Below are 20,441 nucleotides of genomic sequence, written 5' to 3' on the forward strand. Positions count from 1 at the left end.
ACGATGGGAACAGAAGTTTCTAAGGTGAAACAGATTCTTCGGGGACAGATGCGGCAGGCGCTGGCGGAGCTCAGCGACCAGGAGAGAGCCTGGTCGGACGGAGAGCTCATCCAGCGGTTTTTGGACCACCCCAAGCTGGCCCAGGCCCAGACGGTGATGCTCTACTACGGTGTGGGGCACGAAATTCGGACCGAGGGGCTCATCCAGACCCTGCTGGACCAGGGCAAGACCGTTTGCCTGCCCAAGTGCCTGCCGGAAAACCAGATGGAGGCCCGGGCCATCACCAGCCTGGAGGACCTGGCCCCCGACCGGTATGCCATCCCCGCCCCCAAGGACACCTGCCCGGTGGTGGAGCGGGAGAAGCTGGACCTGATTTTAGTGCCCGGCCTGTGCTTTGACAGCCGGGGCAGCCGCCTGGGGCAGGGCGGGGGCTACTATGATCGCTATCTGGAAGACTATGACGGGGTGACCATCGGCTTGTGCCGGGAGGACTTTTTCCAGGTCAACCTGCCCCGGGAGCCCCTGGACGCCTGGGTGCGCTTTGTTCTCACCGAGGAGGGCCAGGTCTGGCCCATGGGAACATCCGCTAAATAAACAAAGAAACCCGCGGGGCTGGCCCATGGCCCCGCCCTGAGGAGGTAGCATATGGAACGAGATACCAGAAGACGACGCCCGGAAGAGCCGGAACGACGACCCGCGCCCCAGCGGAGACGGCGGAATAAGCGGTCCCCTCTGTCCAACTCCATGCTCTATATTGTGATGGTCTGCGCGGTTTCCATTGTTTTGGCTGCGGTGGGCTGGTCTCTGGCCAACGACATGCTGGCGCTGAACAAAGACAAGGTCACCGCCACCATCGTGGTGGACGACGAGAATGACTTTGGCAGTGTGGTGGACCAGCTGAAGGACAATGATATCATCAAATATAAGGGCCTCTTCCGCCTCTTCTCCGCCCTGTCGGGGGGAAGCGACAAGATTGCCCAGGGCAGCTACTTGGTGGACACGGACATGGACTACCGGGCCATTTTGAACAGCTTGGGGTCTGGCTCCTCCAGCCGGGTAGAGGTGTCGGTTACCATTCAGGAGGGTCTCACCGTCCGGCAGATCTTTGAGCTGCTGGAGAAGGAGGGGGTCTCCACCGTGGAGAAGCTCAACGACATGGCGGCCAACCACGACTATGCCTTCTCCTTCCTGGAGGACATCCCCCTGGGAGACCCCAACCGTCTGGAAGGCTATCTCTTCCCGGACACCTACAACTTCTACATGGGGGAGGACCCCAAGTATGTTATCAATAAGATGCTGGTGAACTTTGACAGCAAGGTGGATGACAGCATGCGGCAGAAGATTGCGGACAAGGGGTACACCATCCAGGAGCTCCTCACGGTGGCCTCCATGATCGAAAAGGAGACCGACGGCACGGACCGGACCACCATCGCCTCGGTCATCTACAACCGTCTGAACAACCCCGGCGCGGGGACAACGGGACACCTGAACATTGATGCCACCATCCAGTACGTGCTGCCGGAGGGGGAAATTGTCTCGGAAGAAGACTATTACACGGTGGAAAGCCCCTATAACACCTACCTGAACAAGGGACTTCCCCCCGGCCCCATTGCCAACCCCGGCCTGGAGTCCATTATGGCGGCGCTGAACCCCGAGAGCACCAATTATTACTATTACGCCCTGGGAGATGATGGGGTCCACCACTTCTTCACCTCGTACAGTGAGCACCAGGCCTTCCTGAACAGCTGATGGCCATGGAGAGAAAGCTGGAATTGCTGTCCCCCGCGGGGGACTGGGAGCGGCTGGAGATGGCCGTGGCCTATGGGGCGGACGCAGTCTATCTGGCGGGGGACACCTTCGGCATGCGCTCCTTCGCGGGAAACTTTTCCCCGGAGGAGCTCCGCCGGGCGGCGGACCTGTGCCGCCGCCGGGGGGTGGCCCTCCACGTGACCTGCAACACCATGCCCCGAAACCAGGAGGTGGACCGGCTGCCCCAGTGGCTGGCGTGGCTGGAGGACTGCGGCGTCACCGCCGTGATCCTGGCTGATGTGGGGGTGCTGGCCCTGGCCAAGCGGTATGCCCCGTCGGTTAAGATTCACATCAGCACCCAGGCCAGCATTGTGAGCTATCAGGCGGCCCGGGCCTGGCACGATTTGGGGGCCGACCGGGTGATCCTGGCCCGGGAGCTGACCTTGGAGGAGATCGCGGAAATCCGGGCCAAGACCCCGGCGTCCCTGGAGATCGAGACCTTTGCCCATGGCGCCATGTGCGTGTCCTACTCGGGCCGGTGCCTGCTGTCCAACTACATGACGGGGCGGGACGCCAACCGGGGGGCCTGCGCCCAGCCCTGCCGGTACCAGTATGCCCTGGTGGAGGAGAAGCGTCCGGGGGAGTACTTTCCCGTCTATGAGGATGAAAAGGGCACCTACATTATGAACTCCCGGGACATGTGCATGATTGACCACCTGCCTGACCTGATCGCGGCGGGGGTGGACTCGGTGAAGATTGAGGGCCGAGCCAAGTCGGCCTATTACGCGGCCATTGTCACCGGGGCCTACCGGCACTGCATTGACGACGTGCTGGCAGGGCGCCCCCTGGACCCCGTCTGGCGGGCGGAGGTGGAGAAGGTCAGCCACCGGCACTACTCCACGGGCTTTTTCTACGGCCAGCCCGGCCAATTCACCCAGGACGCCCGGTATATCCGGGACTGGCAGGTGGTGGCGGAGGTCGTATCCTGTGACCAGACGGGCCTGGCCACCGCCTCCCTGCGGAACAAGTTTGCCCAGGGGGACGCCATTGAGCTGGTGGGGCCCGATGTGCGGCCGGTGGCTTTTACGGCCCCCATGATGGCGGACGAGACCGGCGCTCCCCTGGAAGAGCCCCGGCATCCGCAGATGAAATTTCAGATTCAGCTGCCCTGTTACGCCCCGCCCCACTCGTTCCTGCGGGCCTGCCGGGAGAACTCGTAATCGGGCCGAACAGACACAAAACCCACCCCTGGCCAGGCGCAGCGCGCCTCGCCGGCGGTGGGTTTTTCCAAAGGGAGAAGAAGGGAGCGGGAAATGAAGCGGTATCTATCCAGTTTTACTTTGCCGTCCAAGACCGACCAGGAGTTTGCGCTGGGAAAAGCGGTCAACCGCAGGACTTGTTACCAGAATGTTTACCCTTTTGGCGTCTTTGGGGCGTGGGAGGAAACCCGTCTGGAGATGGAACCCATCACCATCCTCTATGGCGGCAACGGGTCTGGGAAAACCACCTTGCTCAACCTGATGGGGGACGCACTGGGGTTGGAGCGGCGGAGTGTCTATAACCGGGCGGCGTTTTTCCAGAATTTTGTGGACCTCTGCCAGTGGGAGGGGGAGCGCCAGATGCCGGCGGGCAGCGCGGTGCTCACCAGCGACGACGTGTTCGACGACCTTCTGGACCTGCGGAGCCTCAATGAGGGCATCGACCTGGATCGGCAAGCCCTGCTGCGGGAATACAAGGACCTTCGGTCCCAGGGCTTTCAGCTGCGCTCCCTGGACGACTATGGACACTTGAAAAAGGTCATCTCCGCCCAGCGGAACACGGGCTCAGCCTTTGTGCGCCAGGAGCTGGGGGGAGAGCTGCGGGGCAAATCCAATGGGGAGACCGCCCTGGCATATTTCACCAGCCGGGTGACGGAAGGGCGGCTTTATCTGCTGGATGAACCGGAGAACAGCCTCTCTGCGGACTACCAACAGGCGCTGGCGAGGTTTTTGGAGGACTCCGCCCGGTTTTACCGCTGCCAGCTGGTCATTGCCACCCACTCTCCCTTCCTGCTGGCCCTCAAAGGGGCCGCGGTTTATGATTTGGATGCCCAGCCCCCCTGCCGCCGCCCTTGGCGGGAACTGCCGGCGATGCAGACCTGGGCCGCGTTTTTCCGGGCCCATCAGGGGGAGTGGGAGGACGATAAGGAGGAGAACCATGAAACGCGATGAACTGGAACAATGCCTCAGGGGATGGAAGGTCCGCCTGCGGGATTCCGCCCACGACGTGGAGGAGATTCAGAGAAGGTTTTACGCCAGCAAGGGGGCGGCCGCAGTGCGAAGCCTGGAGAAGAACGGCTTTGCCGCCCATTACGCGGCCAGCCGGGGGGAGGCGGCTGCCCTGCTCCTCTCCCTGATCCCGGACGGGGCTGTGGTGGGGGTGGGGGACTCCCACACGATCTATGCCTTGGACTTAGATGAGAAACTGGCGGCCAAGGGCTGTCAGGCCATCCCCAGTATGGCGGCCCTCACCGGCACCAGCTATGACTGCAATCCCCCCGGCCATTACCGGGCCCCCACCCGGGAGGAGGCCCGACGGATTTTGGCCGCCTACCTCACGGCGGATGTCTTCCTCCTGGGGGCCAACGCCATCACCATGACAGGAGAGATCGTCAATGTGGATGGCGTGGGCAGCCGGGTGGTGGGGGGCATCTATGGGCCCGACCGGATTGTTGTGGTGGCGGGAATCAATAAGCTGGTCCCTGACGAGCGGGCGGCCCGGGAGCGGATTGCCTTTGTGGCGGCCCCCATGAACAACCTGAAGTATGATCGGGCCTGCGCCTGCGTCAAAACGGGGCGCTGTCCCAGCTGCGATGCGCCCAACCGCATCTGCAATGTCACCACCATCCTACACAAAAAGCCCATGCGGTCGGATTACCATGTGATCCTGATTGGGGAGAGCCTGGGCTTTTGAGGGGCGTGCTTTTGGCGCTTCCATAGAAATAGGAAACGCAAACACCGGCTGGTTGGCCGGTGTTTGCGTTGGGTGGGGGCCAGCGGTCAGGGCAGCCCCAGGGCGGAGAGAAGGGAGAAGAGGGCAGTGAGGGTGAAAAATGCGCAGATGGCGGAAAAGATGCCAAAACTTATGCTCTTTTGCTTGACTGCATAGTAGACAAACTGAGAAAAGACACTGCCGAAAAAGAGAAGGCTCAAGGCGTAGTCCCCGATATCGTCCAGGGGAACAAAGAGTTTTAAGAGGCAATAGAGAATGAGAAAGACACAGTGGGAGAACCTGGCGCTTTCCAATTTGGTAAGCCTGCCGCGCTCATCCTCCATCACATTTTCTGCCCGGCTTTTCGTAAGAATTTCATCTCGGTTCATGGGAGGACCTCCGTTTTGACAAGTTTACTTGGTATACCTATTATAGCATACCAAGTAAACTTGTCAACCTATTTTGCGAAGTTTTCTGTGCAGAATACGGGAAGCCAGGCGTGGGCGGCAGGGGAGGCCGTGGAGCGGAAACGGAGGGGGCTACGGGCCCAGAAAATTGCGCTCAGGGAGCGCTGAGCAGGATGTCCAGGTCTTTGAGAGAGACATCCATTTTCCGGGCGATCTCCTCCGGCGTCATACCGGCGGCCTGGAAGCGGCGGATGACCAGTTTCATGGACTCTCCCACCTCGATGAGGTGGCCGTCCAGGTCGTAGAACCGGATCACCCGCTGGCCCCAGGGATGTTCCACCACCCCGCCCAGGGTTTGCAGGTGGGGATAGGCCCGCAGCTTTTGGAGGAATCCATCCAGGTCCTCCGTTTCAAAGGCCAGCTCCATGTTGTTGGGCTGGGGGTGAATCTGCGCCCGGGAGAGTCCCGTCAGCCAGTGGAAGTCCTGCTGAAGGGAGAGCCCGCAGGTAAAGGTGAGATTCCTGCCGTAGTCCTGGTAGAGCTCCAGGCCGAAAAGGTCCTCATAAAAGGCCCGGGCTGCGTGGATCTCCGCCACGGAGAGGACGGTGGTGAATGCTTTCATAGGGTACCTCCTGCTGTGTGTTTTCCCCATTTTACAGGGAAGCCGGGGAAATGGCAACCTGAATTTCCGTGAGGAACTCCGCCTCCTGGACGGTGTCCCGGTTGTCGATCTCATAGAGCTCAAAGGGGGTTCCCGCCAGGGTCAGGCCATGGGAGGCGGCGTAGGCCAGGACCTCCTGGACCCTGGAGCGGTTCTGCTGGTAGCTGCCCTGGTAGAAATAGGACAGGTAGACCCCGGCGGGCAGCACAAAGTCGTAGTCGGCCGCGTCCTCCTCCAGCACGGAGAAGACGGCGTCGTAGACATTGGGAATGCCCTGCATCAGTTCATCCATGGCCAGAAACGCCCCGAAGGTCTGGTTGCCGAAGTCCCGGATTTTGTCCTCATGCTTTCGGTGGAGCTTTTTCATCACGAAGTCCATCTCCTCATCCCGGGTGATGTGGGCGCTGAACTGGACGCAGGGGCGCTGGGGGAGGGTGCGGAGGGTGATGGCGCCGGGGACAATGCTCCGGGCCTCCGTCAGGGCGGCAATCCGCCTTTGGAGCAGGCGGGCCTTGGTTTGCAGCTCCTGGATTTGGGCCTGGACCAGGGCCTGCTCCTGGCGCAGCAGCGCCAGGGTGTGGTCCACGGTCTGCCCTTCCAAATAGTCTTTGATCTGCTGCATGGAAAAATCCAGCCGGCGCAGGTCCCGGATGACGTTGAGCTTGTACATGTCCTTCAAATTATATAAGCGGTAGCCGTTGGTATCCCGGCGCGGTTTGAGGATCCCCAGTTTCTCGTAGTAGCGCAGGGAGTCCACACCGATGCCATATAGCCGTGCGATCTCGTTGATTTTATAGTAATCCTTCACAAAAAACACCTGCTTAATTTATTTGAAATGATGGATGGAATGGCCTTGACTCTGGTATTATACCAGAGTTTATACTCAAAATAAAGAGAGCCCTTCCCAGGGATTTGATTGAGTAAAACCGAAAGCGAGGCGCATCGTTATGTCAAAAAAGGAACAAGTGATTCAGGAGCTGAACCGGGTGATTTCTTTGATCCATACGGATATTCAGGCGATTTCTCCCGCAGAGAAAAAACAGATGGTAGAGGAGACCGTGGAGCATTTCAACCACTATGTGAGCCCCGGCTGGCTGGCCTACCGCAAGTCGGTTTCTTCGGACTCTGAGGCGGGGGCCGTGTTGGAGTGGCAGGACGAAGGCGCCTACTGCTATGGCCTCAATGGGGAACAGTTTATTGACTGCCTGGGCGGCTTCGGCATCTACACCTGCGGCCACAGAAACCCGGAGATTCTGGACGTGGTGAAAGCCCAGCTGGACCATCAGGCCCTCCACTCCCAGGAACTGCTGGACCCCCTGCGGGGCTACCTGGCCAAGGCCATGGCGGACATCACCCCCGGGGAGCTGCAGTACTGCTTCTTCACCAACGGCGGCGCCGAGGCGGTGGAGATGGCCCTGAAGCTGGCCCGGATCGCCACCGGCGGCCGGTGGTATATCTCCACCGTGGGGGCCTTCCACGGCAAGTCCATGGGCGCGGTGTCCATGGGCGGCAAGGGGACCTACCGCACCCCGTACACCCCCATGATCCAGCAGGTGCAGCACGTGGAGTACGGCGTAGCCGAGGACATCCGCAAGGCCATAAGAAACCTCCAGGCTGTGGGCGAAAAGGTGGCCGCGGTGATTTTAGAGCCCATCCAGGGGGAGGCCGGGATCATTGTGCCCCCCGAGGGCTACCTCCAGGAGGTCCGGGAGATCTGTGACGAGACCGGCGTGGTGCTGATCTTTGACGAGATCCAGACGGGCATGGGCCGCACCGGCACCATGTGGCGGTGCCAGGCGGAAGGGGTCACACCCGACATCATGACCTATGGCAAGGCCTTTGGCGGCGGCATTATGCCCATCACCGGCATCATCTGCAAGCCCAAGCTGTGGGTCCAGGAGATCATTGACAACCCCTGGCTGCTGGGCTCCCCCACCTTTGGCGGCAACCCCGTGTGCTGTGCCGCGGCCCTTGCCACCATCAAGTATATGCTGGAACATGATATCCCCGGTGTCTGCAAGCGGAAAGGGGAGGTCCTGAAAGCCGGTCTGGAGGCCCTGGCCAAGAAGTATCCCAAGATCATCCAGGCGGTTCGTGGCCTTGGCCTGATGCTGGCGGTGGAGTTCCACACCAGCGAGATGGGCTATGCGTGCGCCAAGGGCATGTTTGCCCGGAAGGTACTCACCGCCGGGACCTTGGTCAACGCCAAAACCATTCGGTTTGAGCCCGCGGCAGTCATCTCCGAGCAGGACATCCAGGATGTGCTCTCCCGCATGGATGAGGCCCTGGCGGACACCCAGAAGGCGTTTGGCCTGGAATAACGGAATACGGCGTCCTCTCCTCTGGGGAAAAGAGGAAAGGCACCAGAAGGCCCGGCGGCGCACCGCGCCGCCGGGCCCCCTTGACAAAGAGGAGGGGAGAGCGCCCAGGGAAAATTTCCAGCCGGGAGCCCTTGACAGGGGAAAAATCCGTGATAAAATGAAAAAGCGATAGGATATCTGGCGATGAGGAAGCCCATGTGCCATGGCCGCCCAAGCGAGAGGGGAAGCGGTGAGAGCCCCTTGGCCCAGCCCGGCACAGCGCCACTTCCGAGCCGCCCGGGAGGACCGGGCCGGGCCATTCCCGTTACAGGATGAACCAAGAGGCAGAAGGCCGCCAGGCGTTCTGTGAATTAGGGTGGTACCGCGAAGTAGTTTACTCCGTCCCTGAACAGGGAGGGAGTTTTTTTATTTTATTTTTCTGAGACATCGGAGGTATGTTTATGCATAAGTACTACGGTTTGAACGAGCTGCGGGAGATGTTCCTGACTTTTTTTGAGTCCAAGGGCCACCTCCGCCTGCCCAGTTTTCCCCTGGTGCCGGAGAACGACCCGTCCCTGCTGCTGATCAACGCCGGCATGGCCCCCATGAAGCCCTGGTTCAAGGGGGAGGAGGAGCCCCCCCGGAAGCGGGTGTGCACCTGCCAGAAGTGCATCCGCACCGGCGACATTGAGAACATCGGCCACACCGCCCGCCACGGCACCTACTTTGAGATGCTGGGGAACTTCTCCTTTGGGGATTACTTCAAGCACGACGCCATTCAGTGGACCTGGGAGTTCCTCACCGACCCCAAGTGGGTGGGTCTGGAGGCGGACCGGCTCTATCCTTCGGTCTACCTGGAGGACGACGAGGCATTCAACATTTGGCGGGATGTGGTGGGGATTCCCGAGGATCGGATCTACCGCATGGGCAAGGAGGACAACTTCTGGGAGCACGGCTCCGGCCCCTGCGGCCCCTGCTCCGAGGTCTACTATGACCGGGGGGAGGCTTTCGGCTGCGGCAGCCCTGACTGCAAGCCCGGCTGTGACTGCGACCGGTATATGGAGGTCTGGAACAACGTCTTTACCCAGTTTGACAACGATGGGGAGGGCCACTACACCGAACTGGCCCAGAAGAACATTGACACGGGCATGGGCCTGGAGCGGCTGGCTGTGGTGTGCCAGAATGTAAACTCCCTGTTCGATGTGGACACGGTGATGAACATCACCAACAAGGTCTCTGACATCACCGGCGCCCATTACGGGGACAGCGAGGCCAGCGACGTGTCCCTGCGGATCATCACCGACCACATTCGCTCGGCCACCTTTATGATCTGCGATGGGGTGCTGCCCTCCAACGAGGGGCGGGGCTATGTGCTGCGCCGGCTCCTCCGCCGGGCGGCCCGCCACGGCAAGCTGCTGGGGGTGAATGAGCCCTTCCTGTATCAGATCATCGACACCGTCATCCATGAGAATGAGGGGGAGTACAAGGACCTGCGGCAGAAGCAGGACTATATCACCAAAGTCATCCGCACCGAGGAGGAGAACTTTGCCAAAACCATCGACGGGGGCATGAAGATTTTCTCCGAGCTGCTGGCCGAGCACAAGGCCAAGGGGGAGACCCAGTTTGCCGGCAGCGACGCCTTTAAGCTCTATGACACCTACGGCTTCCCGGTGGACCTCACCGAGGAGATGGTCCGGGACGAGGGGATGACCCTGGACCGGGCGGGCTTTGACCAGGAGATGGAGGCCCAGCGGGTCCGGGCCCGGAAGGCCCGAGAGGCCCTGGGGGACCTGGGCTGGTCCGGTGTGGAGTTTGGCAAGGAGGTGCCCGCCACGGTCTTTGATGGCTATGCCCAGACCACCCTCACCGGAGCCAAGGTGCTGGCCATTGTGGCGGAGGACACCCTGGTGGATGAGATCATTCCCGGGGTGGAGGCCATTGTGGTGCTGGACCGCACCACCTTCTATGCGGAGATGGGCGGCCAGGTGGCCGACCATGGCACCCTGGCCAAGAGCGGCCCCGAGGGCGGTCTGTTCCAGGTGACCGACGTGCAGAAGAACAAGGGCGGCAAATACATGCACTATGGCAAGCTCACCCAGGGGAGCCTGAAGGTGGGCGATGTGGTCACCACTGCGGTGGACCCGGTGCGCCGGGCGGCCATTATGCGGGCCCACACCGCCACCCATCTGCTGGACAAGGCCCTGCGCACCGTGCTGGGGGACCATGTCCACCAGGCCGGCTCCCTGGTGGAGCCCGACCGGCTGCGTTTTGACTTCACCCACTTCTCCGCCCTGACCGCGGAGGAGCTGGCCCAGGTCAGTGCCATGGTCAACGAGGCCATTCTGGAGGGCTACGACGTGGTCACCGAGGAACTGCCCATTGAGCAGGCCAAGAAGAAAGGGGCCATTGCTCTCTTTGGCGAGAAGTACGGCGACGTGGTCCGGGTGGTGGACATGGGTGAGGGCTACTCCGTGGAGTTCTGCGGCGGCACCCACCTGTCCAACACCGCCAAGGTGGGGGTCTTCCACGTGAGCAGCGAGTTCTCCGTGGCCTCCGGGGTGCGCCGGATTGAGGCCACCACCGGCAAACTCTCCCTGGAGGTTATGAACCGGAATCAGGAGCTGCTCTTTGAGGCGGCGGCGGCCATGAAGGCCAAGCCCGGCGAGCTCCGGGAAAAGGCCAAGGCGGCCATGGCGGAGATCAAGCAGCTCCACCAGGTGATCGAAAAATTTGAGGCGGAGGCCTCCCTGGGCCAGGCCCGCCAGTTCCTGATGGCGGCCAAGGATGTGGGAGAACTGAAGGTGCTTACCGCCCACCGCCCAGGGATGGATGGAAACGCCCTGCGGCAGATGGGGGATTTCCTCCGGGACAAGGAGCCCAATGTGGTGGCGGTACTGGCCTCCACCAACGAGGAGAAGATCACCTTCCTGGCTGTTTGCGGCAAGCAGGCCATTGCCAAGGGCATCAAGGCGGGGGACCTGGTGAAAAGTGTCTGCGCCCTCTGCGGCGGCAAGGGCGGCGGCAAGCCGGACAGCGCCATGGGCGGCGGCAAGGACCCGCTGAAGCTGGACGACGCTCTGGCCTCGGTGGACGACTTTGTGGCCGTGAAGCTGGGCCTGTGAGGGGGCGGAACCATGCTGCTTGACTTTGCCAAAATTCCAGTGGAGCCTGTGGCCAATATGCGGGGCGGCCAGGGGACTGTGCTGCTGCAGAAAACGGTCCAGGGACCGGTCAAGGTGATGCGGGGGGTACTGCCTCCCGGCGCGACCATTGGAATGCATTCCCATGAGACCAATTGTGAAGTGATCTATATTCTATCGGGCACCGGCCAGGTCCTCTGTGACGGGGTGCAGGAGCCGCTGGGCCCTGGCGCTTGTCACTACTGCCCCAAGGGCCATGGGCACAGTCTCCAAAACACAGGCCCCCTTCCCTTGGAGTTCTTTGCCGTGGTGCCCGAGGCGCCATAACCCCGATATTCATAGAAAGGAGCGCGATACCATGAGCGACTGTTTGTTTTGTAAAATCGCCGGGGGAGAAATTCCCTCCCAAAAGGTCTATGAGGACGAACTGGTCTATGCCTTTTATGACATTGATCCCCAGGCGCCCACCCATTTCCTGGTGATTCCCAAGGCCCACATTGCATCCTGCGGGGAGATTACGGCGGAAAATTCCGCCGTGGTGGCCCACTGCTTTGAGGTGATTTCCAAGGTCACCAAGGACCTGGGCATTGCCCAGTTCCGGGTGGTCTCCAACTGTGGAGAGCAGGCGGGGCAGAGCGTGTTCCACCTGCACTTCCACGTGCTGGCGGGACGGGACATGACCTGGCCGCCGGGATGAAAAACAGGAGCGCCCCAGCTTTGCCGGGGCGCTCTCCAATCAGAATAGGGTTTGCCGAACCTGGACAGCGGAAGGCTGGGAAAAGGTTTGCGGGGGCGCCCTGGCCCAACTGGTGCCAGGGTGTCTCTTTTTCAGAGTGAAGTGTGGGGAAAATTGCAACTATATGGTGGCAATATTGCGGGGAAAAGCGACAAAATAGTAGCCTTTTCTTGAGGTGTTGCACGATGTATTTTCCTCGGATTGAAGACCTGCGCATTGACAGTGACAGGAAACAGTATGAAGTTGCGGCATACCTCCACTTGAACCGGGAGGTGTACCGGCGCTACGAGAAAGGCGAGCGGGAGATTCCCGTGTGGGCGGTGATTCAGCTGGCCCGGCTGTATGGAACCAGCACGGACTATATCCTGGGCTTGTCAGACCGGCGATGATTCTATTGTGGTTTACCGCAGGGGTGGTGCCCGCTGTCCTGCTGGGGGTGTATCTGCCCTGGAGTGCCTGGGTGCTGCCGGTGGGCTTGGGCAGCCTGGCGGCGGGATTTTTGTTCAAAGGGCTGAAAAAATGGCCCCCTCTGCGCCGGTTCCTCTTTGGGGCCGGGGCGATCTTGGTGTGGCTGGCGGTGTACAGCGCGCTCTTTCACGCCCCGGCACAGGACTTGGAGCACCGCACCATCCAAATGGAGGCCGTGGTGACCCAGTGGCCGGAGGAGACCGACTACGGGGTTCGGGTGCCGGTCCGGGCGGGGGAGAGGGAAGGCCGGAAGGTGTCCGCGCTGTTTTATGGACCGGCGGACCTGGCGGACCTGCGCCCGGGGGACCGGATATCCTGCGTGGCCCGCTGTACCCCGGCGGAGGAGCTGGGGGGAGAGGAGAGCCTGTACTACCCCTCCCAGGGCATTCTGCTTCGGATGAAGGGATATGGCCAGGTAATGGTGACCCGGGGGGAGAGTAGTTCAGTCCGATATGCCCTGACCATTCTGGCCGGGGAGATCCGGGCCATGCTGGACCAGCTGTATCCCCCCAGGGAGGCTGGGTTTCTCCATGCCCTTCTCACAGGGGATAAGACCGGCCTGGAGGAGACCGACCGGAACAACCTCAACCGCGTAGGGCTGGGGCATGTGGTGGTGGTTTCTGGCCTTCATGTGACCTTTTTGATGGGGTTTTTGACGTTGTTTCTGGACCCAAAGAAAAAGGGACAACTGGGGCTTCTTCTGCTGATCCTGGTGCTCTTCTGCCTGATGACGGGCAACGGCCCGGGGACGGTGCGGGCCACCGTCCTCTGTGCCATGGCCCTGCTGGCCCAGCAGCTGGGGCGGGACTACCACAGCCTCACCGGCCTGTGCGCGGCACTGTTGGTGCTTCTGGCGGCCAACCCTTATGCGGCGGCCAACGCGGGTCTGCAGTTCTCCTTCCTGTCCACCTTGGGCATTCTGCTCTTTGGACAGCGGTGGAGCAAGGCCTGGCTGGCACAGGTCCCCAAAAGGGCCCGGCGGTGGGCCGCCCCCTTTTTCGGGGTGGCCGCGATCAGTCTGGGGGCCATGGTGTTTACCGTGCCGCTGTCTGCGGGGTATTTTGGGCGGTTTTCCCTCATCGCCCCCCTGACCAATCTCATGACCAGCTGGGCGGTTACCCTGGCCTTTGTGGGCGGGGCACTGTCCGTGGCGGTGGGGGCGGTGGTGTTCCCGCTGGGGCAGGGCTTGGCGGCGCTGGTGGGATTTCCCATCCGCTTTTTCCTGGGCTGCGCGGCCCAGGCCAGCCGGCTGGGCCTGGCCTCGGTGGACCTGGACCGGGGGTACTACGCCCTGTGGGCCCTGTTTGTCTATGGCGTTTTTCTGCTGTATTTGTTGGCGCCGGTGCCTGGAAAGCGCCCGGTTGTGCCGGTGTGCGCCTGCGTGGTGACCCTGTGCCTGTCCGCGCTGCTCACTGCCAAGACGGTTCAGCGGCAGGACCTGGCCCTGACGGTGCTGGATGTGGGCCAGGGGCAGAGCGTGGTGGTGACCTCGGGGCATGCCCGGGCCCTGATCGACTGCGGCGGAACCCGGGACCCGGGGGACACCGCGGCCACCTATTTGCAGTCGTTGGGGCGGAGTGAGCTGGACCTGCTCATTCTCACCCATTTTCACGCGGACCACGCTGGCGGGGTGCTGGAGCTCATGGACCGGGTGAAGGTCCGGGCCCTGGCGGTCCCCGACGTGGACCGGGACAACCCGCTCCGGCAGGAGATTACAGCCCGGGCGGCGGCGGAAAATATTCCCGTTTACTATGTGACGGAGACCAGCCAAGTGACCCTGGGCCGGGCGGAGATCACCTTATATCCGCCAGTGACAGCGGGGAAGGACGCCAATGAGCAATGCCTGTCCGTCCTCTGCGCCAGGAAGGGATGGGAGGCGCTGCTGACCGGGGATATGCCGGCGGCGGCCGAGGCCAAGCTGGTGGCCCGGGAGAACCTGCCGGAAGTGGAGGTCCTGGTGGCGGGACACCACGGCTCCAAGCAGTCAACCAGTCAAGCCCTGCTGGAAGCGGTTGCCCCGGAGACGGTGGTGATCTCCGTGGGGCAGAATACCTACGGACATCCCGCGCCGGAGACCCTTGCCCGGCTGTCGGCGGCGGGGGCCCAGGTGTACCGCACCGACCGGCAGGGCGGGATCACCGTGTATGCCCAGAGTGGGGAGGAAACGTGATGGCAAAAAAATATGAGAAAAATCCGGGGCAGGAGGCTTACCGGCAGTTCAAGAAGGCACTTGCCCAGGGGACCTTGGGCTCTCTGTACATCTTTCATGGGGAGGAGGCCTATCTCCGGGACTACTATTTGGACCAGATGAAGGCCAAACTGATTCCCGCCGGGATGGAGAGCTTCAACTACCATCTCCTGCCGGGCAAGACCCTCACCGCCCAGCAGCTGGCGGAGACGGTGGATGCCCTGCCCATGATGAGCCAGCGCACCTTGGTGGTGGTCAGCGACTATGACCTCTTCAAAGCCCCCGAGGCCGAGCGGAACGCCATGACCCAGATTCTCTCCGATCTGCCGGAGTACTGCTGTCTGGTCTTTGTCTATGACACGGTGCCCTACAAACGGGATGCCCGCATGAAAAAATTGTCCGGGGTTATCCGGGACAAAGGGGCGGAGGTGGCCTTCGTCCGGCAGGGACAGAGTGATCTGGTGGACTGGATTGTCCGCCGGTTCCGGGCCTTGGGCCACGACATTGACACGGCGGACGCCCAATACCTGATCTTCCTCTGCGGTGACCTGATGAACGGCCTGATTTCCGAGATCGGAAAGATCGGGGCGTACGCCCAGAATCGCCGGGTCACCCGGCAGGACATTGACGCGGTGGCCATCCCCGTCATTGACGCGGTGGTGTTCCAGATGACCGATGCCCTCACCCGAAAGGAAATGGACCGGGCCTTTTCCGTGCTCCATGATCTGCTGCGCCTCCAGCAGGCCCCGATTATGATTTTAGCGGTGCTGGGCAAGCACTTCCGGCAGCTCTACACAGCCCGGGTGGCCCTGGAGTCTGGAGAGGGGAGCCGGTGGCTCATGGAACTGTGGGGGATGCGGTCGGCCTATCCGGCGGACAAGCTGATGGAAGGGGCCCGCCGCCATGGGCTGGACTGGTGCCGCCAGGCCATGCGCCGGTGCGCGGAGACCGACCTGGCTATGAAGTCGGTGTCTGGGGCCGACGCCAAGGAACTGCTGGTCTCCCTGGTGCTGGAGCTGGCGGCAGGAGGGACAGCATGCTGAAAATTCGGGAGGCCATTGTGGTGGAGGGCCGATATGACAAAAACACCCTGTCCCAGCTGGTGGACACGGTGATTTTAGAGACGTCGGGCTTTGGGATTTTTAAGGACCGGGAGACCCTGGCGCTGCTGCGGAGGATCGGGGCGAAACGGGGGCTCATTCTGCTCACCGACAGCGACGGCGCGGGATTTGTGATCCGCAATTACTTGAAAGGCACCCTCCCTCCGGAACAGGTCAAACATGCATATATCCCAGACCGCTTCGGAAAGGAAAAGCGAAAACGCCGGCCGGGGAAGGAGGGAAAGCTTGGTGTGGAGGGGATGTCTCCCACGGTACTGGAGACCGCCCTGCGCCGGGCGGGGGCGACCATTTTGGGGGAAGAGACCGCCCCGTCCGCTCCTCTGCTGACCAAGGCGGATCTGTTTGCCTGCGGCCTGTCCGGGGGGGCGGGAAGCAGGGAAAAACGGCAGGCTCTGCTGCGTAAGCTGGGTCTGCCCGCCCACCTGTCCCCCAATGCCATGCTGCCGGTGCTCTCCGCGCTGTATGACCGGCAGACCCTGCTGGAGGAGATGCGAAAGCTGTGACGTAAGTTACACAATTTGACGAAAAAACTACAAAATATATGGGGAAAAGGGGTTTACAAAACACCAGATGTGGTGTAAAATAAACCTGCTTAGATGGACAAGCTTTTGTTGGTCTAAGATCAATTTTTAACGACCATGCGCTTTCCCGGAAGGCGCGGATGATGGAGGAATACAGTTATGAGCAAGTATGTCTGCAGTGTTTGTGGTTATGTGCATGAGGGCGATCAGCCCCCCAAGGAATGTCCCCAGTGCAAGGCGCCTGCCAGCAAGTTTGTGGAGCAGGGCCCCGAGATGAGCTGGGCCGCGGAGCACGTGGTGGGCGTGGCCCAGGGTGCGCCCGAGGATATTATGGAGGACCTGCGGGCCAATTTCAACGGGGAGTGCACCGAGGTCGGCATGTACCTGGCCATGAGCCGGGTGGCGTATCGGGAAGGCTATCCCGAGATCGGGGAGTATTGGCGCCGGGCGGCCTTTGAGGAGGCCGAGCATGCCGCCAAGTTTGCCGAGCTGCTGGGCGAGGTGGTCACCGACTCCACCAAGAAGAACCTGGAGATGCGTGTGGAGGCTGAGAACGGCGCCACCGCCGGCAAGGTGGATCTGGCCACACGGGCCAAGAAGCTGAACCTGGACGCCATCCACGACACCGTGCATGAGATGGCCCGGGACGAGGCCCGTCACGGCAAGGCGTTCGAGGGCCTGCTGAAGCGTTACTTCGGCAAGTAATTTCTACCGTTTTGAGGGTGGGCAGAGATGCCCGCCCTCTTTTTTGCTGGAAAAAGGTGAAACCTTCTATCTGCATTTTCCCGCGAAATATAATAAAGTGGATTTTGGAAAAGGCCGGGGCAATGGAGCCCGGCCTTTTTCTGCTGTGCCTTTGGAGCTTGTGGTACGGGAGAGACAGGGCCGGGCTATCTGTTGTCGAGGCCTGTGCCGGCCGCTATCCCCGCTGTATGAGGTGGGCTATGATGCTCTGGATGAGCTGTAAGTCTCTCTCACTGAGCAGGTCCAATCCGGAAACCACGTGTTTCTTCAGGTTGGGGTTGCCCATGGACGGATCGAAGAACTCAGCGGGCGTGATCTGAAAATAGTCACAGATGGCGAAGAGTTCTGTCAAGGAGGGCAACGATTTACCGGAGCTGATGTTATTGATATATCCCCTGCTGTGACCAAGGTCATAGCTCATTTGGTACTCTGAGATTCCCTTTGCCATACGAAGCTGTGTAATCCGTTCCCGAACGAAATTGATATCCACCCAATCGCCTCCCCTCGTAACAAGGATAGCCGGGGAGGAGGGGAGAAGATACCTTTTTGAGACTTGAATTCTCTTGATTCGCCCGCGTAAAGATGTTATTATAGTTTTGTAGATGTCGAAAATGGAAAAATAACGTCTTAAAAACGCTTATTCTGAAAAAACGGGAGGTGGAATGGGCCTCCGGGGAGAAACGCGAGCGTAGGGGAGGAAAATATGAGACGGTTCCTGACAGGCTGGCTGGTGTGTGCGCTGTTGTGCACGCTCTGCGCCTGCGAAAACGCAGCGGGGCAGGCCGATTTGCAGTCCATACAGAAAGCGGATGTGAGGGAGCTGTATGAGGCGCTCTATTCCGACGTTGCGGAAGCAGAGGATACCTATGTGGGGAAGTCCTATGCGTTTCTGGGCGCGGTCAAGTCCCTTTCCTCCGGGCATGGAGTGATCGCATTGAAGGATTTTAGGGATCATGTTACATACGGCAATGGAATCCGAGCCCATTTTTCCAAACAGACCCTGGGAGAGCTGCGCTGTGATGAGATGGTTTGGATTGCTGGGACGATAGCGGGCTTTTCCTGTGAGGATGGTACGATCCTTTTAGATCCTGCCTACTATATAGAAACCCCGGTGTTCACGGTGACAGGGCGGATCAGCGCGTTGGCGCGGGATCAGGCGGGGCGGCCTTACGTTTTGTTGGAGCAGGCTGAGGTCTCGGAGCTTGGAGAGGAGATGACAGTGGCGGTGTTTCTGCCGGAGGAGGCATGTGGGGCTTGGAAGGAAGGGGATCAGATGCAGGTCACCGGGGCCATGAGCTGGAAAGGGGCCCCGGGGGTGGCGCTGTCCGACGGGTATTTCTACCGTGCTGTACTGGCGGAGAAATGACCGCAATAAACGCCCTGGCTTTTTGGAGGAGCCAGGGCGTTTGCGCTTAAAAGGCAGCGGGCCTTCTCAGTGGGAACAGGAGATAAGACCGGCTCTCTCGGCGCAAGCAAAGCGGCAGAGCAAAAGGGCCCGGGTGTCTTCCAGGGTCTCCACGCAGTTGGACAAGAGGGTGTGGAAGTATACCTGTTCCTTGGACAGGGAGGGGAGGGGCGCCGGGACTGGGGCAGGCGAGCTCCCTTGCTCCAGGGCCTGAAGTGTCTTCTGAAGGGACGAAAATAGGGTGCGGAGCTCCCCGCGCTGTTCTGGGAGAAAGCGGCCTGGGTGGTCGTGGACGTAGCTTGCCAGCAGCTCCAGCTCGGTGCTGAGCTTACGCTGAAGGGGGAGCAGATGGAGAAGGAGGGTGTGGGCCGCTGTACTGGGGCTTCCCGCCAGGAGGGTCTCCATTTCTTGGGTGAGCATATTGCTCCGAATCAGATACTGGCGAAAGGAGTGCCGGCTGCTGTTGGAGGAGAGCATTTCCTGCAGTTCCGCCAGCATCCGGGCGTCTGTTTCCAACAGGGTTTGGAGGCTGTCCCGCACTTGGCCAGGTTCGGTGATGGGAAAGAGGAAGCGGTTGGCGGTCCAGGCGGTCACCGCCGCCATGGCCACATAGGCCAGCCGAAGGCCGATGGCCAGGCGGATATCCACCAGAAGAATGGCCAGGATCATGCCATAGCAGGTGCCATAGGTGGACATGGACGTGGAGGTGAGCGGCACGTAGTACATCAGGCAGGTCATCAGCGCCACCAGAAAGACATAGGCCGGCAGACTGTGGAAGAGGGAGAGAAGGAGGGCGGTCATCAGCAGCCCCAGCAGATTCCCCAGGACCCGATTATTGATGCGGGCCGCGCTCTCCTCTGCGTAGGGCATCAGCATCAGAAAGACGGTCATGGGGTACCAGTAGGCAAAGGGCCACTGGGTGAGATACACGAAGGTGAACGAGAGGCAGAGCACCACCGCCAGCCGAATGGCGAACCGGCTTTGAAAGCGGTGGAATTGGAAAAGACCGTCCAGAGTTTTCCGTTCCTCAGACAGCAGGGGCCAGTGGGTCATGGCCTGGTCCATGGGGGTGTGCGCCATCTCCTCCAAGGCATCAACCAGAAGGGCGAGCGCCTCTGCCATGGCCTCCGTTCCGGCGGGGGAGGAAAGGGCGCAGGTGTCCTGAAGAAACTGGAGCCTGCGGAGGAGCTGCTGGCTGTGCGGCGGGTCCAGCTTGGTCTCCAAAGCGGCAAGCAGACAGCTCAGCTGGCGAAGGTAGGAGGCGTCCTGGGGAGCCAGCGTCTGTCCGGCGGGGAAAAAGTGGGCGAGGCAATAGGCCATTCGCTGGAAGAAAAGGAGAAACAGGTAATTGATTTTTCCATATCCTGTGGCCAGGAACCGGGTATTCCGGGAGGTGTAGACCACGTGGCTCATATGGGCGCAGAGGGTGGCCAGTGTCTGGGCTAAGCCGTCGTCAGGGGTCCCCAGCGCCCGGTTTTCCAGCTGGGTGGCCAGGGTTTTCATTCCCTTTCGTACTGTGCCATAGTGGCGCCGCCGTTTGGCCCGCCTGGCATAGCAGTAGAAGGCCGCAGCGAAAACCAAAAGGCCGTAGAACAGAGCGAAAAACCGGGTGAGGATGGCGGAGCCGGAAACAGGCAGCATCTCTAAAAAGACGAATTCCATGACGTAGATATAGTAGGCCTTGGGAGTAAACCGGTCGCTGAGGGAGTAGACAAGACCGAGAGGAACCGCCAGGTTGCCCAGGATACAGAGGGGCAGATTCACCCAGCAGACTATTGCCGCGCCACAGAGGACAGTCATCCGCAGGCTGATCCGCAGTACGTCTCTCAGGCGAAAGGCCTGCTGGTATTTGAAAATATACAAGAGGGAGATCACAGTGGGGATCGTAATGTTGACAGCCCCAAACAGATACCACATGGACAGGATCAAAAAGACAGAGAGTGCGATGATATGCCGGGTCTCTTTCAGACGAGCCAGGATGGCGGCCCAACGGCGGGAAATCTCGCTGCGGTGCAGGTTCATGAGGACATC

Annotated in this window: 20 protein-coding genes; 15 read left to right on the plus strand and 5 right to left on the minus strand. The window is 60.8% G+C overall.

From position 1 onward, the window contains the following. Positions 1–3 precede the first annotated feature (3 nt). From DV520_RS02430 to DV520_RS02450, 5 genes are all read left to right on the plus strand, one after another. Positions 4–594 carry a 5-formyltetrahydrofolate cyclo-ligase gene (locus tag DV520_RS02430; RefSeq protein WP_117141663.1) on the plus strand — a complete coding sequence of 197 codons (591 nt, stop codon included), beginning with the start codon at positions 4–6 and terminating at the stop codon, positions 592–594. A gap of 51 nt (positions 595–645) precedes the next feature. Beyond that, positions 646–1,749, plus strand: coding sequence for an endolytic transglycosylase MltG (gene mltG / locus DV520_RS02435; protein WP_117141664.1), 1,104 nt, complete (start codon positions 646–648; stop codon positions 1,747–1,749). A 5-nt stretch (positions 1,750–1,754) separates the two neighbouring features. After that, the gene (locus DV520_RS02440; protein WP_117141690.1) at positions 1,755–2,969 is read left to right on the plus strand and encodes a peptidase U32 family protein; all 1,215 of its coding nucleotides are present in this window, start codon (positions 1,755–1,757) and stop codon (positions 2,967–2,969) included. A gap of 93 nt (positions 2,970–3,062) precedes the next feature. Continuing rightward, on the plus strand, positions 3,063–3,959 hold the full coding sequence (locus DV520_RS02445; RefSeq protein ID WP_021919801.1) for an AAA family ATPase: 897 nt from the start codon (positions 3,063–3,065) through the stop codon (positions 3,957–3,959). Further along, positions 3,946–4,701 (plus strand): lactate utilization protein, encoded by a 756-nt coding sequence (locus DV520_RS02450; RefSeq protein WP_021919800.1) that lies wholly within the window; start codon positions 3,946–3,948, stop codon positions 4,699–4,701. The genes DV520_RS02445 and DV520_RS02450 overlap by 14 nt, the downstream gene beginning before the upstream one ends. 86 nt (positions 4,702–4,787) lie before the next feature. On the opposite strand, the gene DV520_RS02455 is transcribed toward DV520_RS02450, so the two are convergent. The 3 genes from DV520_RS02455 to DV520_RS02465 all read right to left on the minus strand — a co-directional run bounded on the left by DV520_RS02455 (position 4,788) and on the right by DV520_RS02465 (position 6,595). Next, positions 4,788–5,108 (minus strand): DUF6442 family protein, encoded by a 321-nt coding sequence (locus DV520_RS02455; RefSeq protein ID WP_021919799.1) that lies wholly within the window; start codon positions 5,106–5,108, stop codon positions 4,788–4,790. A gap of 172 nt (positions 5,109–5,280) precedes the next feature. Next, positions 5,281–5,748, minus strand: a complete 468-nt coding sequence (locus tag DV520_RS02460; RefSeq protein ID WP_021919798.1) for a VOC family protein — start codon at positions 5,746–5,748, stop codon at positions 5,281–5,283. Positions 5,749–5,779: 31 nt separating this feature from the next. After that, complete coding sequence (locus tag DV520_RS02465; RefSeq protein WP_117141666.1) at positions 5,780–6,595, minus strand: MerR family transcriptional regulator; 816 nt, start codon at positions 6,593–6,595, stop codon at positions 5,780–5,782. A 139-nt stretch (positions 6,596–6,734) separates the two neighbouring features. Here DV520_RS02465 and DV520_RS02470 point away from each other — a divergent pair, with 139 nt between their 5' ends. The 9 genes from DV520_RS02470 (at position 6,735) to DV520_RS02510 (ending at position 16,966) form a co-directional block, all read left to right on the plus strand. After that, complete coding sequence (locus DV520_RS02470) at positions 6,735–8,108, plus strand: putrescine aminotransferase (protein ID WP_021919796.1); 1,374 nt, start codon at positions 6,735–6,737, stop codon at positions 8,106–8,108. A 440-nt stretch (positions 8,109–8,548) separates the two neighbouring features. Continuing rightward, positions 8,549–11,209 (plus strand): alanine--tRNA ligase, encoded by a 2,661-nt coding sequence (gene alaS, locus DV520_RS02475; protein WP_117141667.1) that lies wholly within the window; start codon positions 8,549–8,551, stop codon positions 11,207–11,209. A 12-nt stretch (positions 11,210–11,221) separates the two neighbouring features. Continuing rightward, positions 11,222–11,554: a cupin domain-containing protein gene (locus tag DV520_RS02480; protein WP_021919794.1), complete on the plus strand. Its 333-nt coding sequence runs from the start codon at positions 11,222–11,224 to the stop codon at positions 11,552–11,554. A 31-nt stretch (positions 11,555–11,585) separates the two neighbouring features. Continuing rightward, entirely contained in the window at positions 11,586–11,924 is a 339-nt protein-coding gene (locus tag DV520_RS02485; protein ID WP_021919793.1) for a histidine triad nucleotide-binding protein, read from the plus strand. Positions 11,925–12,148: 224 nt separating this feature from the next. Beyond that, positions 12,149–12,352 carry a helix-turn-helix domain-containing protein gene (locus DV520_RS02490; protein WP_021919792.1) on the plus strand — a complete coding sequence of 68 codons (204 nt, stop codon included), beginning with the start codon at positions 12,149–12,151 and terminating at the stop codon, positions 12,350–12,352. Further along, positions 12,349–14,601, plus strand: coding sequence for a DNA internalization-related competence protein ComEC/Rec2 (locus DV520_RS02495; RefSeq protein ID WP_117141668.1), 2,253 nt, complete (start codon positions 12,349–12,351; stop codon positions 14,599–14,601). The genes DV520_RS02490 and DV520_RS02495 overlap by 4 nt, the downstream gene beginning before the upstream one ends. After that, positions 14,601–15,662 (plus strand): DNA polymerase III subunit delta, encoded by a 1,062-nt coding sequence (holA, locus tag DV520_RS02500; RefSeq protein WP_021919790.1) that lies wholly within the window; start codon positions 14,601–14,603, stop codon positions 15,660–15,662. The genes DV520_RS02495 and holA overlap by 1 nt, the downstream gene beginning before the upstream one ends. Then, positions 15,656–16,243 carry a ribonuclease M5 gene (locus DV520_RS02505; RefSeq protein WP_117141669.1) on the plus strand — a complete coding sequence of 196 codons (588 nt, stop codon included), beginning with the start codon at positions 15,656–15,658 and terminating at the stop codon, positions 16,241–16,243. Before holA ends, DV520_RS02505 begins: the two co-directional genes overlap by 7 nt. 177 nt (positions 16,244–16,420) lie before the next feature. Continuing rightward, positions 16,421–16,966 carry an NADH peroxidase gene (locus DV520_RS02510; protein WP_021919788.1) on the plus strand — a complete coding sequence of 182 codons (546 nt, stop codon included), beginning with the start codon at positions 16,421–16,423 and terminating at the stop codon, positions 16,964–16,966. A gap of 214 nt (positions 16,967–17,180) precedes the next feature. Here DV520_RS02510 and DV520_RS02515 read toward each other — a convergent pair whose 3' ends face one another. Further along, positions 17,181–17,495, minus strand: a complete 315-nt coding sequence (locus DV520_RS02515; RefSeq protein WP_117141670.1) for a helix-turn-helix domain-containing protein — start codon at positions 17,493–17,495, stop codon at positions 17,181–17,183. Positions 17,496–17,708: 213 nt separating this feature from the next. Between DV520_RS02515 and DV520_RS02520 the strand changes: the two genes are divergently transcribed. Further along, positions 17,709–18,371 (plus strand): hypothetical protein, encoded by a 663-nt coding sequence (locus tag DV520_RS02520; RefSeq protein WP_117141671.1) that lies wholly within the window; start codon positions 17,709–17,711, stop codon positions 18,369–18,371. Positions 18,372–18,437: 66 nt separating this feature from the next. On the opposite strand, the gene DV520_RS02525 is transcribed toward DV520_RS02520, so the two are convergent. Continuing rightward, a complete protein-coding gene (locus tag DV520_RS02525) occupies positions 18,438–20,432 on the minus strand; it encodes an FUSC family protein (RefSeq protein WP_117141672.1) in 1,995 nt (664 codons plus the stop codon). Positions 20,433–20,441: the final 9 nt, after the last annotated feature.

The organism is Evtepia gabavorous (genome assembly GCF_003425665.1).
Lineage (GTDB): Bacteria > Bacillota > Clostridia > Oscillospirales > Oscillospiraceae > Evtepia > Evtepia gabavorous.